Origin of the sequence: Sphingomonas sp. (assembly GCF_025353885.1) — a bacterium.
Classification (GTDB): domain Bacteria; phylum Pseudomonadota; class Alphaproteobacteria; order Sphingomonadales; family Sphingomonadaceae; genus Sphingomonas_O.
On sequence record NZ_JANXNX010000082.1, the window covers coordinates 62,496 to 75,598 of the forward strand.

13 protein-coding genes are annotated in these 13,103 nt (G+C 62.7%); 5 read left to right on the top strand and 8 right to left on the bottom strand.

Annotated elements, in window-relative coordinates; translation table 11 throughout:
- Nucleotides 1-50: 50 nt before the first annotated feature.
- Nucleotides 51-524 (bottom strand): glycosyltransferase, encoded by a 474-nt coding sequence (locus Q0R02_RS09010; protein ID WP_293882556.1) that lies wholly within the window; start codon nucleotides 522-524, stop codon nucleotides 51-53.
- A complete protein-coding gene (locus Q0R02_RS09015; RefSeq protein ID WP_293882559.1) occupies nucleotides 521-916 on the bottom strand; it encodes a glucuronosyltransferase in 396 nt (131 codons plus the stop codon). The genes Q0R02_RS09010 and Q0R02_RS09015 overlap by 4 nt, the downstream gene beginning before the upstream one ends.
- Nucleotides 917-1,263: 347 nt before the next feature.
- Here Q0R02_RS09015 and Q0R02_RS09020 point away from each other — a divergent pair, with 347 nt between their 5' ends.
- From Q0R02_RS09020 to Q0R02_RS09040, 5 genes are read left to right on the top strand one after another with little or no spacing between them, the layout of a single operon-like run.
- Nucleotides 1,264-2,544, top strand: coding sequence for a flippase (locus Q0R02_RS09020; protein ID WP_293882562.1), 1,281 nt, complete (start codon nucleotides 1,264-1,266; stop codon nucleotides 2,542-2,544).
- Nucleotides 2,545-2,547: 3 nt separating this feature from the next.
- A complete protein-coding gene (locus tag Q0R02_RS09025) occupies nucleotides 2,548-3,663 on the top strand; it encodes a DUF1972 domain-containing protein (protein WP_293882564.1) in 1,116 nt (371 codons plus the stop codon).
- Entirely contained in the window at nucleotides 3,650-4,708 is a 1,059-nt protein-coding gene (locus Q0R02_RS09030; RefSeq protein WP_293882566.1) for a glycosyltransferase family 2 protein, read from the top strand. Before Q0R02_RS09025 ends, Q0R02_RS09030 begins: the two co-directional genes overlap by 14 nt.
- Nucleotides 4,705-5,907, top strand: a complete 1,203-nt coding sequence (locus Q0R02_RS09035) for a glycosyltransferase (protein ID WP_293882568.1) — start codon at nucleotides 4,705-4,707, stop codon at nucleotides 5,905-5,907. Before Q0R02_RS09030 ends, Q0R02_RS09035 begins: the two co-directional genes overlap by 4 nt.
- Complete coding sequence (locus Q0R02_RS09040) at nucleotides 5,904-6,635, top strand: DapH/DapD/GlmU-related protein (RefSeq protein ID WP_293882571.1); 732 nt, start codon at nucleotides 5,904-5,906, stop codon at nucleotides 6,633-6,635. The genes Q0R02_RS09035 and Q0R02_RS09040 overlap by 4 nt, the downstream gene beginning before the upstream one ends.
- Here the strand turns inward: Q0R02_RS09040 and Q0R02_RS09045 are convergent.
- From Q0R02_RS09045 to rfbA, 6 genes are read right to left on the bottom strand one after another with little or no spacing between them, the layout of a single operon-like run.
- Nucleotides 6,632-8,551, bottom strand: a complete 1,920-nt coding sequence (locus tag Q0R02_RS09045; protein WP_293882573.1) for a heparinase II/III family protein — start codon at nucleotides 8,549-8,551, stop codon at nucleotides 6,632-6,634. The two genes, Q0R02_RS09040 and Q0R02_RS09045, sit on opposite strands and share 4 nt — an antisense overlap.
- Before the next feature lie 17 nt (nucleotides 8,552-8,568).
- Nucleotides 8,569-9,732 (bottom strand): glycosyltransferase family 4 protein, encoded by a 1,164-nt coding sequence (locus Q0R02_RS09050; protein WP_293882575.1) that lies wholly within the window; start codon nucleotides 9,730-9,732, stop codon nucleotides 8,569-8,571.
- On the bottom strand, nucleotides 9,733-10,803 hold the full coding sequence (rfbB, locus tag Q0R02_RS09055) for a dTDP-glucose 4,6-dehydratase (protein ID WP_293882577.1): 1,071 nt from the start codon (nucleotides 10,801-10,803) through the stop codon (nucleotides 9,733-9,735). It abuts the gene before it with no gap.
- A complete protein-coding gene (rfbD, locus tag Q0R02_RS09060; protein WP_293882579.1) occupies nucleotides 10,796-11,653 on the bottom strand; it encodes a dTDP-4-dehydrorhamnose reductase in 858 nt (285 codons plus the stop codon). Before rfbD ends, rfbB begins: the two co-directional genes overlap by 8 nt.
- Nucleotides 11,650-12,195: a dTDP-4-dehydrorhamnose 3,5-epimerase gene (gene rfbC, locus Q0R02_RS09065; RefSeq protein WP_293882582.1), complete on the bottom strand. Its 546-nt coding sequence runs from the start codon at nucleotides 12,193-12,195 to the stop codon at nucleotides 11,650-11,652. Before rfbC ends, rfbD begins: the two co-directional genes overlap by 4 nt.
- Nucleotides 12,186-13,076 (bottom strand): glucose-1-phosphate thymidylyltransferase RfbA, encoded by an 891-nt coding sequence (rfbA, locus tag Q0R02_RS09070; RefSeq protein ID WP_293882585.1) that lies wholly within the window; start codon nucleotides 13,074-13,076, stop codon nucleotides 12,186-12,188. The genes rfbC and rfbA overlap by 10 nt, the downstream gene beginning before the upstream one ends.
- Nucleotides 13,077-13,103: the final 27 nt, after the last annotated feature.

Here is a 13,103-nt window from a genome sequence, read left to right on the forward strand (position 1 = left end):
ACAGCGAGCAGTTTTATCTTTTTAGCTTGGGTGTCGACCGGCGGGAGCACTCAATTAGCTTCTATGAATTTTACGATGGCTTCGCGAAGGCGGATGCGACTTGGAATTTCGATGCTCTCGTCAGGGGGCAGCAGGGGCTGGCCCAGTAACGCGATCAGTTCGGCGTCGGTGCGCGCGATATAGACGCCCTGCCGTCCCTCCAGCGAACCGATCGTCGCCATCTGGTGATCGTTGCGGTGTTCCTTCAAAGCGGCGCGGCGCGGGAACAGGATGACCGGCTTGCGATATTTCTGAGCGATCACCACCGTCCCAACCCCGGCGTGCGATACGATGCAGGTTGCCCGCGACAGTATTTCATCGAATTCGGAAGGCCGCAGCATCTTTTGCCATTCCATGTTCTTAGGCTCGTAGCTGCCGTAACCAGTCTGGGCGAAAATCGGCGTCCCGATACCGGGCGCGGCTTCATCCACGATCTTTACGAATCGGTCGAACGGCAATTGCGTGCCAACTGTCAGCAGGATCATAGCAACGCTCCATCGTAGCGGGGGCCCGATGGCTTAGCCAGATGTTCCCACTGGGTAAGCCATAACGACGAAAACCAGCGCGCGCAGGCTCCGCTCATCGAAGATCTGTCGGAATTGGCGATACTGTCGATCCAGATCGTCTTGGCGCCCATCAGTCGCCCGACCACGACGCAGAACAGGCCAGGCAAGGCGCCAGTGGTAATGATGAAGTCAGGGTTTGCCTGACGAACGATCGACCAGGACCGCCACAGGCAGTAAAGCGCGCGGATCGGCTGGTTACGGTTCGAGTCAGGCAAAAGGTAGATGCGGTTGATGCCTTCGCGAATTGCGAGGTCGTAATTTGTCGTTGCATATTCCACCTCGAACCCCGCGAAAGCGGGACGCAACAGCATTAACTCTTCCCAGTGACCACCGGGCGAGGCCACCGCGAGCAACTTTATTTGGTCAGTTCTTGATCTTTTCATGAGCCGAAAAATCGCTTTCGCTTAATCGTACGCGTCCCCCAGCGAAGCGTCCGGCCATCCTGATGTATAACTGTTTCGTTAGCATTCGATTAGCAATAATTTGCCCCTGACATGATTTGCAGTTCGTCGCAACTGTGGCTCGCTTTATCGCCGCGAACTTGATCCGAAATGGAGCAGGTTATCCGTAAATACGGTTGACCCTGAAAAAGGATGCATTCTTATAGTGCAACGCAACATTTTTCCTTATGGTCCTCGGGAATAATGAATGGATCGGCATGGCCGTCAACAAGCGCCTTGTAACCAATATCGCCTCGATGACCTTGTGGCAGGTCGGCAATTATCTGGTGCCTCTGCTGACATACCCATTTTTGACGCGCGTCCTCGACGTGCGAGGCTATGGCCAGTTCACGTTCAGTTTCGGAATCATCGCCTATTTCGTGCTGATTACCGATTGGGGCTTCGGCATGAGCGCCAGTGCCGAAGTGGCTCAGAACCGGGACGATCCCGCCCGCATATCAGAGATTTTCTGGGGCACTATGGCGACCAAACTGATGCTGGCGGTCGGGTGCATCGTTGTCCTGGGTATCCTGACACTAGTGGTGCCGGACCTGGGGATCATCGCACCGATCCTGTTTGCCGCCAGCGGCCTGATCATCGCCAACCTAATTACCGTGTTTTGGTGCCTGCAGGGCTTGGAACAGCTCGGCTTTTTTGCCGTGATCGCGCTCGTCTGCCGGGTTCTGGTCGTGCCCGCGACGTTCCTGCTGGTGCATGGCCCCGCCGACGTCTGGATCGCCGCGCTGGTCCAGGCCGCCGGCGCTCTGCTGGCGGGAATTGCATCGCTGGAGCTGTTACGGCGGCAGCGCATCATCGGCACTCCGGTCTTTACAAATGTCACGATCGTATCGCGGATGAAATCCAGCTGGCATCTCTTCCTGGCAGCAGCCTCTGCCAATTTGTACACGACGACCAACATCGTCGTCGTCGGCACGCTGCTGGGCCCGGTTGCCGCCGGAATATACACCGCAGCCGACCGGTTGCGGGCGGCTGCGCAAAACGTCATCCAGCCGATCAGCCAGGCCGCCTATCCCCGCTCCTGCCGGTTGATGGCTGAGTCCCCCGAACGTGCCATGCAGTTCGCGCGCAAGATATTGGCGGCACAGGCATCGATCACCGTGCTGGTAACGACGGCGCTGTTTTTTGGCGCGCCTTTGATCATCCACATCTTGGCCGGTCCCAGATACGCGGCGTCGGTCGCGGTGCTCCAGATCCTCGCGCTGTCGCCGCTTTTGGTCGGGATCAGCGACACGCTCGGCGTCCAGGTTATGTTGCCGCTGGGCCTGCGGAAATCGTTTTCGCAGATTCGGCTGTGGGCAGGGCTTTTCAATGTGGCGATGGTCGTTGCCCTGACGCTCTGGCTGGGCGTCTGGGGAACCGCAATCGGCACGATTATCGCCGAGCTTTATATTTTGGGAGCCATGACCGTGGCCGTCCGGCGACGAAATTTCCGGTTCTTTCCGCCAAGACCGGCGCGTCCGGTAGCGGCGGAGGTCTGATCGGTGCCGCACCTGATCATCCTCGGCATCCGGGGCATACCGGCGGCGCACGGCGGGTTCGAGACATTCGCCGAACGCCTCGCACTCTGGCTGCGCGATCGCGGCTGGAAAGTCACCGTCTATTCGCAGGGCAGCGAGACCGGGGAACGGTATGAGGATCGCTGGGAGGGCATCGATCGTATCCATCTACCGGTAAAGCAGGACGGCGCTTTGGGGACGATTGAGTTCGACATCAAGGCAACGCGCGACTCCCTGAAACGTCCGGGAATGATCCTGACGCTGGGGTATAATACCGGGTTCCTGTGCGCATGGCTGCGGCTGTGCGGGCGCATGAACTATATCAACATGGACGGGCTGGAATGGAAGCGCGCCAAATATGCGTTCTGGCCGCGTCTTTACCTGTGGATCAACGAGCGGCTGGCCGCCTGGTCGGGCAATCGCCTGATCGCCGATCATCCGGCCATCGCGGACCATCTGGCCACGCGGACCGCCCGGTCGCGGATTTCCATGATTGCCTATGGCGCCGACTCGGTCGAGGATGCCGATCCCGCGCCGCTCGCGCGTCTGGGCCTGGAGCCGGGCCGGTTCTTCACGCTGATTGCGCGGCCCGAGCCGGAAAATTCGGTGCTCGAAATCGTCACGGCATTTTCGGAAAAGCCGCGGGATGCCAAGCTGGCGCTGTTGGGTAATTATTGCCCGACCAACCCCTATCACGAGGCGGTTCGCGCCGCTGCGGGCAGCGATGTCGTGTTTACCGGTGCAATCTACGACCGCGCGACATTGGCGGCGTTGCGCTATCATTCGATTGCCTATCTTCATGGTCACCAGGTCGGTGGCACCAACCCCTCGCTGGTCGAGGCGCTGGGGGCGGGCAATGCGATCATCGCCCATGACAACAAGTTCAATCGCTGGGTCGCGGGCGATGCAGGGCTTTATTTCGCCGATATCGAAGAGGCGGCCGCATGTATCTCTGCCCTGATGGACAGTCCGGACTTGCGCACCAGATTGAGTGCCGCGGCACGCGAACGGTGGAAACGGGAGTTTACCTGGCCCGCGATCCTCGACCAATATGAGCGCCTGTTGAAAACGGGTGCGGGCATCGCTTATGCCAAAGCCTGACGATCTGGTGGCGAAGGTCGCGATTATCCTGGTTAACTGGAACGGCTGGCAAGACAGCGTCGCCTGCATCGAATCCTGCCTGGCGCTCGAACCGTCGGGAGCGCGGATCATCCTGTGCGACAACGGCTCGTCCGACGGATCGGTTGAGGCCGTGGTCGCCTGGGCGCAGGGGCAGCGCCCCGTGGCGCGCGACCCGGCAAGTCCGGTAAAGATTCCCAGCCCACGATTGCCCAACGCAGTCGTGGTGCTCGACCGGACAGCGGCCGAACGTGGCGACGATGGCGCGGGCGCGGAATTGCTGGTCGTCCGGACCGGCGGCAACCTTGGTTTTGCGGGCGGCAACAACGTGGGGTTGCGCTGGGCGATGGCGCGCGGCTTCGACTATATGTGGTTGCTCAACAACGATACCGTGGTCCCCCCCGATGCGCTGGCACATCTCGTCGCGAAATGCCGCGACGACGCCAGGGTCGGCCTTTGCGGATCGACGATGGTCGAATATTATCGTCCCACCGTGCTGCAGGGCTACGCCGCGGCAATCGACCGTCGAAGCTTTCGCGGACGCCATCTGGGAGCGGGCCGCGCCGCCGCCGACGTGGTCGCCGCCGAAGCCGCCGACCCGCCGCGCGGGGGAGAGATGATCTATCCGATCGGTGCCTCGATCCTGGTCACCGCCGCGTTCCTCGCCCAGGTCGGCCTGATGGAGGAAGCGTATTTCCTCTATTACGAGGAGGCCGACTGGGTGCTGCGCGGCGAGGCTGATTTCACCTTGGCGTTCGCGCGGAACAGCATCGTTTATCACAAGATCGGCGCGGCGGCGGGGTCGACGCCACAGGGGCTGTCGGCCCGGTCGGTCGGCTATCTCTATCGCAGCCGCCTGCGGATTGCCCGGCGCTTTGCACCGGCGGCGATGCCGCGCGTGGTCTGGGGCATGATCGATGAAGGATTGCGTGGACTGGCGCGCGGGCGGACGGCGCGGGCGCGCGCAGCGTTGCGGGCGCTGACCGGGCGCGTCGCAATCCCGGTCGAGGCGCGCCAGAAGCCGTGAGGATCGTCCACATACTCCATGAATTTCCCTATCCGGCGAACAGCGGGATCCGGTGCGACATGGCCCGACGGCTAGAGGCGTTTGCGGCCCTCGGCCATCAGGTTTTGGTGATCGCCTGGGTGCCCGATGGACAGCAGCCCTCACCCGCCAACCTGGCGCGGTTGGCGCAATCTGCCGGTAAAGTCGAACTGCTGGAGATTGCCGCTGACCCCGCGACCCGGTTGCGCCGGATCTGGAACCTGCGGACTCATCCATCCTATATCGCCGCCCGGATCCCGACGCCGGGGGCCAGCGCGGCGCTGATCGAAGGGGTGACGGCGTTTGCACCCGATTTGGTCTGGGTCGAGGGTATTCATCCATCTTGGCTGGCGCTGGAAATTCACCGGCGGCTGGAGATTCCCCTGTGTTATCGCGCGCATAATATCGAGCATCGCTACCTGTCCGAACAAGCGCGACTGGCGCGATCGACCCGGCAGAAACTGGCGCTATGGGCCGGGACGTGGGGATTGGCGCGTGCCGAAAACGCGCTTCATACCGCCGCCGACCATGTGTTCGATATTTCCGCAGACGATCTGGCCTATTGGCGGGACAAGGGCTTTACGAATGGACAATGGCTGGCCCCCCAGCCCGACCCGGATATTCTGGCGCAAGCGGGTGGTCAGTCGCGGGATATCGACCTGCTGTTCGTCGGCAGTCTTTCCAGCCCCAACAACATCGCTGGGCTGAAATGGTTTCTCGACGCGATATATCCGGCTATCGTCGCCCGCATGAACGATATTCGACTGGTGATCGCAGGTCGCAAGCCGCCTGCTGACCTGGTGCGGCGCGCGCGCGAAATCGGGGTCGAACTGATCGCCGACCCGGTGAACGCGGCACCCTTGTTCGGTCGCGCGCATGTCATGATAAACCCGATTCTCCATGGCAGCGGGGTGAACATCAAGACCGTCGACATGTTTGCCACTGGCCAGCCCGTCGTTACCACTACGAAGGGCGCAAGGGGGCTTCCGCAAGAGATCGTCGAACAACTGGTTGTCGCCGATGCGCCCGATGCCTTTGCCGACGCGGCGGTCAGCGCCGTGCGCGCTGGCCGTGCGGGGAAGGTCGTCGCCGACCGTGCCACGCTGATCGCGACGGTGTTCGGAACGGCCGCCGTCGCAGATGCACTCGCTACGGTGTTGCCGACAGGAGCAGTGCATTGATCCGGGCGGTTATCCTGGTCGTCGGACGGCGGCTGAAAGGCGATGTGTTCACGATCGACCCCGACCTGCCCACCACCGCGCTTGTCACCTTTGCCGCGACCCGCGCGGTCGCGGCGCTGCGTTATCTGCTGGCCCGGCCGTTCCTGGCGCGCAATTCGGGCAGTCCAGCGTTTATCGGGCGGGGCGTTCGGCTGCGCACGCGCAAGAGAATCCGGATCGGCACGGGTGCGACGATCGGCGATCATGTCGTGATCGAAGGGTTGTCGCGCACTGGCGTGACGATCGGCCGGGGGGTCAGCATTGGCGCCAACACGATCGTCATGCCGACCAGCGTGATGCGCAATTTGGGCGAAGGGTTCGCCATCGGGGCGAACAGCGGGATCGGCCAGTTTTCGTTTGTCGGATGCGGGGGCGGCGTCACCGTCGGGGCCAATGTCATCATGGGTCAGTACGTCAGCTTTCATACCGAGAACCACCTTCACGCCGATCTGGAACGACCGATCATCGCGCAGGGCGTCCGCCGCGCCGCGATCGTCATCGAGGATGATTGCTGGGTCGGGGTAAAAGCAACCTTTCTGGCGGGATCGAAGGTCGGTCGCGGATGTGTCGTCGCGGCGGGCGCGGTCGTTCGCGGCGAAATCCCCCCCTATTCGATCATCGGCGGTGTTCCTGCGCGGATTATCGGTACGCGCCTGCCTGCGGAGGTTGCGAACGTCGAACCGGATTAAAGCGGCATGATCCTGATCTTCATTTCAAGGCCGGTGCCGAGGCTTTCGAAATAGACGGTCGTGTTGGTGAATTGGCCGGTGCGATCGGGTGCTTTCGAAACAAAAACCCTGCCAGGCTTGTCTGCGCTCAGTAAAAAGCCGAACCGTTTGCCCTCGCAGGACAAGGTCGCGGCCCAGTCTTTTGCGGTGGCCGCACGGGTATCGTGCCAGTAGGAAAATCCCGTTCCCACAGGCGCAGTCGACGCGTTCATCATAGCGCCGGAAGTGACGGTACACGGGGTGTTGAAGGTTTCGCCCAATCTTTGAACAGGCCCGGTCGGCAGCGTGATCTTCGTCGTTTCAGCCATCGCGGTCGCGCTGACAGCAACCGTCCGCGTCACGACGGCACCATCGGAAAAACCGGCCTGCGTCGCGGTAAAGCTGTTTGCCGACGACGGCCCGGCCTGCCCCAGACCGATCCTGGTTTGCCCGTCCCCGTTGATCATCGGCATATTGTGCGCCACCGACCGCCGCAAATAATCGAGGAACAGTGGCGATCCATAGGCGGCGGTCCCCGGCGGGGCGGTAATGACCGTGCCCTGATAGCGCAACTGATAGGATAGCGCGTCGAATTGCGCGTGCGACCGGGTTCGCTGCCCATATTGCAGGTACAGTTCCCAGCCTGCATCGCGCAGCATTGCCGATTGCGAATAGTCCCACTGTCGCGACCCGGTTTCCGTAAGGGCCGGGGACGGGGAGAGCGCAAGCGGATCGATCAGCGCCTCCCATGACAGGGTTCTTCCCGTACCTTTGATGGGCATCGTGCGCTGGGTCAGCGCCATGACTGCTGGATCTGAGGCCCGCATACCCGGCGGCGAATCCCCCGTCGCGGGCAGCGTCCCGTCCGCAAATTGCATCGTCGCCTGCCCGATGATCATATCCTGCGTCATCAGCATCGACCGGCGCAACGATGCTTCGCGCCCGGCCAGGCTTGCCGCGATAAACACTTCTGCCAGCGCGCGTTGCGTATAGGCGGCATAAGCAACGCTTGGTTCAAACCATAGATAGTCAGGGGTTACGCCGCGCGTCACCATGTCGTTGATGCCGCCCGCGCCGTCGATCGCCGCGCGGTAGTCGGCGTCCTGGCCAAGCGTAAGCGCCAGAATGGCGGATGCGCTGGCCTGCCAGACCGAGATGTTGTTGACGCCACGGTTCGATGCCTGGATATTCCTGAGCATCGGCAGGAACAGGCCGACGTCCCAGCGTGCCCGGCGATCGGGAGTGACCTGGCGCGCGATCAGTCGGCTGGCGTCGGCAAGGGCAATTGCTGCCACCGCCTCGTCCAGGCTTTGCCCCATCATCTGCGACTGGCCGCTGAAGTGCTGCAGCGGCCACCGCGCATAGTTGCTCGCATACAGGTCGAGTTGGGCGGCGACCCAGTCGAGCAGGTGGGGATCGTCGGTCAGCCGAAACAGGCGCGCCGCCTCTCGCACATTCTCGATATTGGCGTTGCGGCGGTAATAGACCCACGCACCATGCAACCGTTTCTGCGCCGCCGTATCCGTGGGTGGCTCGGCCATGTTCCACGACCAGTTCAGCGGGACACCGGTTGCCGGGTCGACCATGTCATGGCCCCAGCCTGCGACCCAGTCGGAATTGTCTCCATATTTCGCGATCCAGCCTGCCATCCTGGCGCGACGTCCGGCGATCCATTTGCCCAGGTCGGGGTCGCTCTCGATCCGTTGACGCGCCCCCGGCCAATCCTCACGCGCGACCCGCAACGGCAAAGGCGCTGCCCCCGTGTATTTATAGTCGGCGAATTGGCGCACCACATCGTCGTCGGTGCGCGCGATCAGGGTCGGGTCGGCCAGTGCGGGCACGACCAGGCCAAGCGTAAACGGGATCAAACAGGCGGCATTGCGAGAACAAAAATTCATAGGAATCCCAGATTGCCTTACCGCAACGCAACGATCCAGCGTGCCAGTGTTTCCCGGAATCGCCGGCTCATCGTGACGCTCGAGAAATGTTCGGAGAAGCGCGCTTCGGACCCCTTGCCGCGGCGTTCGACGGCGCCTGGCTGGCGGATGGCTTCGGCAATGATGCGGCCGAGCGCCCCGGCATCGTTCGGCGGGAACAGCCAGCCCGAAATAGGGTCATGGACGATTTCGGTCAGGCCACCGTGTGCCGCCGCGATGACAGCACGTCCATGCGCCATCGCTTCGATCGCGACTCGCCCGAACGGTTCGGGCATCCGCGACGGGACCACGCAGATGTCGGCCCAGCGGTACACTTCGTCGGGATCGTCCTTGAACGGTTCGAGCGTGACGATACTGCCCAGCCCCGCCGCCGCAATCTGGTCTGACAGGATGGTGACCGGTTCCGCGGCGTCGCGAAAGCTGCTGCCGACGATACGGACGCGGACCCGCGCGCGATCTTCGGGAGGGAGTGTCGCCACGGCTTCGACCAGCAGGTCCTGCCCCTTCCAGTCGTTGATCCGGCCCAGCATGGCCATCCGCAGGGGGCGCGCCACGGTAAAGGCATCGGGCAATTCCAGCGGGTCGGGACCGGTCACGAAATCCACGCCATTGTGAATTACGACCTGCGGCTGCGCGGGCGGCAGGGCAAAGGCATCCTGCGTCGCGTGCGAGTTGAAGATGATATGCGCGCCCGATACCCGGCAGAGGCCCCGGATGACCGACCGGGCCTTTGGTTTCGGTATCTCGCGGACATGAATGACCGCGCGGCGCGGGGCAACCCGCGCGGCCAGCATATAATCGGCGATCACGGTGGTGTTGATGTAAACGAAATCGGCGCGTGCGATGTCGCGGATCGCCGCCAGCAAATACCAGGGCAGGGCAATCGTCGCCTTCAATCCCGTCGTCATTGGATTGACCAGCCGTAACACGCACAGGTCGCGAACCGTCACGCTGTCGGCAACCTGCGCCAGCATCGCGCGCAACGGACCATCAACCGCGAGCACGACCCTGATGTTTGCGTTCGGCCAACCCTCTCGCAAAGCCACAACGGTTTGCAGAAAGCTGCGATCTGAACCGTAGAGCTCTGCGCCCTGATGGACGCAAAGGATGCGTGGCCCAGCCAATTTATGACCGTCCGCCATCTATGCGGCCAGGCGCGCCCGTTCGATCAGCGGTTGCCACCAATCCTCGCGGTCGAGATACCAGTCGAGCGTTTCGGCAAATCCCTGGCGAAAGTCGCGCGCGGGTTCATAGCCGAGTTCGCCGCGGATCTTGCGTTCGTCGATGGCGTAGCGACGATCGTGCCCCTTGCGGTCCTTGACATAGGTTTTCAGCTCGGCCGTCGCACGACCCCTGGCCGCAGGCGCGTCGGGATAGCGTTTGGCCAGCGTCGGGTCGGCGGCAAACTTCGCGTCGATGCCGCGGCAGATTTCCTCGATGACTTGGAGGTTGGGCAGTTCCTGGCCGCCGCCGATATTGTAGGTTTCTCCGATCCGCCCCTGTCGCAGGATGCGTTCGATACCCTGGCAGTGATCCTCGACGTGAAGCCAGTCGCGGACGTTCATGCCGTCGCCGTAAATCGGCAGAGGCCGTCCGGCGAGCGCGTTCAGCATGAACAGCGGGATCAGCTTTTCGGGAAACTGAAAGGGGCCATAGTTGTTCGAACAATTGCTCGTCGTCGTCTCCAGTCCGAAGGTGTGGTGATAGGCGCGCACCAGATGATCCGATCCCGCCTTCGACGCCGAATAGGGCGAGTTCGGCGCATAGGCCGTCGTTTCGCTGAAGGCCGCGTCGTCGGGGCCGAGCGAACCATAGACTTCATCGGTCGAGACATGATGGAACCGGTGCGGCGTGCCGGTGCCCTTGTCGAGCCAGGCGATCTTGGCGGCCTTCAACAGGCTGTGCGTGCCGATGACATTGGTCGTGACGAACGCGTCGGGGCCGGTGATCGACCGATCGACATGACTCTCTGCGGCGAAATGGACGATGGTGTCGATCCGGTGGTCGGCCAGCAGCGTGCCGACCAGTTCGGTATCGCAAATATCGCCGACGACCAGTTCGACATTGTCCAGCCCATCGAGGTTTGCCGGGTTCCCGGCATAGGTCAGCACATCGAGCACGACGATGCGGTCGTCGGGCGACACGCGCCGCCAGTGATGCACGAAGTTGGCGCCGATAAAGCCCGCGCCGCCGGTGACGATCAGATTAGCCATGGGTGTTTATCTCGCTCAACATCGTGCGCAGGCTGGTTCGCCAGTGCGGCGACGGGCTGCCGAGCGCGGCAAAGGTCGTGCCCTTGTCCAGCACCGAATAATGCGGACGCCGGGCGGGAGTCGGAAAGTCGGCTGTCCCGATCGGGATGACCGGAACCGCCTTTTTCAATAGTGCCAGCGCCAGCGCCTCTTCCTGGATGGCAACGGCAAAATCATACCAGCTTGCCGCACCCGCATCGGAATAGTGATGGATACCCTGCACAGCCTGCCGCGCCAGTTTCCACAGCGCGCCCGCTAGGCCCGGCGCATAGGTGGGGGTGCCGATCTGGTCTGCCACCACCCGCACCTCGGGCCGTTCGGCCATCAGGCGCAGCATCGTCCGGACGAAATTACCCCCCTGGGGACCATAGACCCAGCCGGTCCGCATCACGAGTGCATCGCTGCCCGCCAGCGCCTCTCCAGCCAGCTTGGTGCGGCCATAGGCGCTCACCGGGTTGGTCGCGGCGGTCGGTGCGTAGGGAACGCCCGCCATCCCGTCGAAAACGAAGTCGGTCGAGACATGGACGAAGCGCGCACCGACGCTGCGGGCCGCATCGGCCAGCGTGCCGACGGCAGTCGCATTGACGGCAAACGCCTTGCGCTCCTCGCTCTCGGCCTTGTCAACGGCGGTGTAGGCGGCGGCGTTGATGATGACATCCGGCTGCGCTACCTGGACGGCGGCCATGACCCCGGCGGCGTCGGTGATGTCCAGCGTATCGCTGGCATAGGCGAAAAGCGCGACGTCGGCGGGGGCCGTGGCGACCAGCGCGCTGCCCAGCTGCCCCTTGCTGCCGACGATCAACGCTTTCATTCGAACGCCTCGATCTCGGACAGTTTCAACGCCGCCTTGTCCTTCGCGGCAAGCTGCGGTTCGATACCGGCCAGGCGCCAGTCGATGGCCAGCGCCGGATCGTTCCACAGCAACGAATGTTCGGCTGACGGATCATAAGGCGCGGTGCATTTGTAGAGGAATTCAGTGCCGTCCTCCAGGCTGACAAAGCCGTGGGCAAAACCCGGTGGCACCCAGAACATCCGCTTGTTCGCCGCCGACAGCTCGACCCCGACCGATTGCCCGAAAAAGGGGCTGGACCGGCGAATATCGACCGCGACGTCCCACACGCGGCCCGCGACCACGCGCACCAGCTTGCCCTGCGGATTGGGCTTCTGGAAATGCAGGCCGCGCAATACCCCCTTGGCCGACCGGCTGTGATTGTCCTGCACGAAAGCCAGATCCAGCCCTGCCTTGCGAAAACTATCGGCGTTCCAGCTTTCGAGGAAAAAGCCCCGGTCGTCGCCGAACACGCGCGGTTCGATGATCATGGGTCCGGGAATGGCGGTCGCGATCAGCTCCATGCGGGAACGCCCCGATTCTGGAGCAGGCCCATCAGATATTCGCCATAGCCGCTCTTGATCAGGGGTGCGGCGATCCGTTCAAGCTGGGTGTCGTCAATGAACCCCTGCCGCCACGCAATTTCTTCAGGACAGCAGATTTTCAGGCCCTGCCGCTTCTCGGTAATCTGGACGTACAGCGCGGCATCGAGCAGCGATGCGTGCGTGCCGGTGTCGAGCCACGCATAGCCGCGGCCCATGATCTCAACCGACAGCTTGCCCGCTTCCAGATACAGCCGGTTGAGGTCGGTGATCTCCAGCTCGCCGCGTGGCGAAGGCTTAAGCCCGCGCGCCATCTCGACCGCGTCGCCGTCGTAGAAATACAGCCCGGTGACGGCAAAGTTGGATTTGGGCGACTCGGGCTTTTCCTCGATCGTCTCGGCCCGGCCATTGGCATCGAAAGATACCACGCCATAGGCCTTCGGGTCGCTGACGTGATAGCCGAACACCGTCGCGCCGTCGTCGCGCGTGCTGGCCCGTGCCAGCAGTTCGACCAGCCCGTGGCCGTAAAAGATATTGTCGCCCAGCACGAGCGTCGAAGGATCGGTGCCGATGAAGTCCGCGCCGATGTGATAGGCCTGTGCCAGCCCGGCGGGTTCGGGCTGCACCGCATATTCGATCGCCAGCCCCATGTCGCTGCCATCCCCCAGCAGCGCCTTGAACCCCGGCTGGTCATGCGGGGTCGTGATGATCATGATGTCGCGGATGCCCGACAGCAGCAGCGTCGACAGCGGATAATAGATCATCGGCTTGTCGTAGATCGGCATCAGCTGCTTCGATACGCCCTTGGTCAGCGGATAGAGCCGCGTTCCCGACCCGCCCGCCAGAATGATACCCTTGCGCAATCGATCGCTCCTTGCAGAAGGTGGCTG

What these genes read in the sequence shown, in the direction of transcription:
- Q0R02_RS09010 (WP_293882556.1), bottom strand. Translation starts at nt 524, where the DNA reads ATGATCCTGCTGACAGTTGGCACGCAATTGCCGTTCGACCGATTCGTA.
- Q0R02_RS09015 (WP_293882559.1), bottom strand. Translation starts at nt 916, where the DNA reads ATGCTGTTGCGTCCCGCTTTCGCGGGGTTCGAGGTGGAATATGCAACG.
- Q0R02_RS09020 (WP_293882562.1), top strand. Translation starts at nt 1,264, where the DNA reads ATGGCCGTCAACAAGCGCCTTGTAACCAATATCGCCTCGATGACCTTG.
- Q0R02_RS09030 (WP_293882566.1), top strand. Translation starts at nt 3,650, where the DNA reads ATGCCAAAGCCTGACGATCTGGTGGCGAAGGTCGCGATTATCCTGGTT.
- Q0R02_RS09045 (WP_293882573.1), bottom strand. Translation starts at nt 8,551, where the DNA reads ATGAATTTTTGTTCTCGCAATGCCGCCTGTTTGATCCCGTTTACGCTT.
- Q0R02_RS09050 (WP_293882575.1), bottom strand. Translation starts at nt 9,732, where the DNA reads ATGGCGGACGGTCATAAATTGGCTGGGCCACGCATCCTTTGCGTCCAT.
- rfbB (WP_293882577.1), bottom strand. Translation starts at nt 10,803, where the DNA reads ATGGCTAATCTGATCGTCACCGGCGGCGCGGGCTTTATCGGCGCCAAC.
- rfbD (WP_293882579.1), bottom strand. Translation starts at nt 11,653, where the DNA reads ATGAAAGCGTTGATCGTCGGCAGCAAGGGGCAGCTGGGCAGCGCGCTG.
- rfbC (WP_293882582.1), bottom strand. Translation starts at nt 12,195, where the DNA reads ATGGAGCTGATCGCGACCGCCATTCCCGGACCCATGATCATCGAACCG.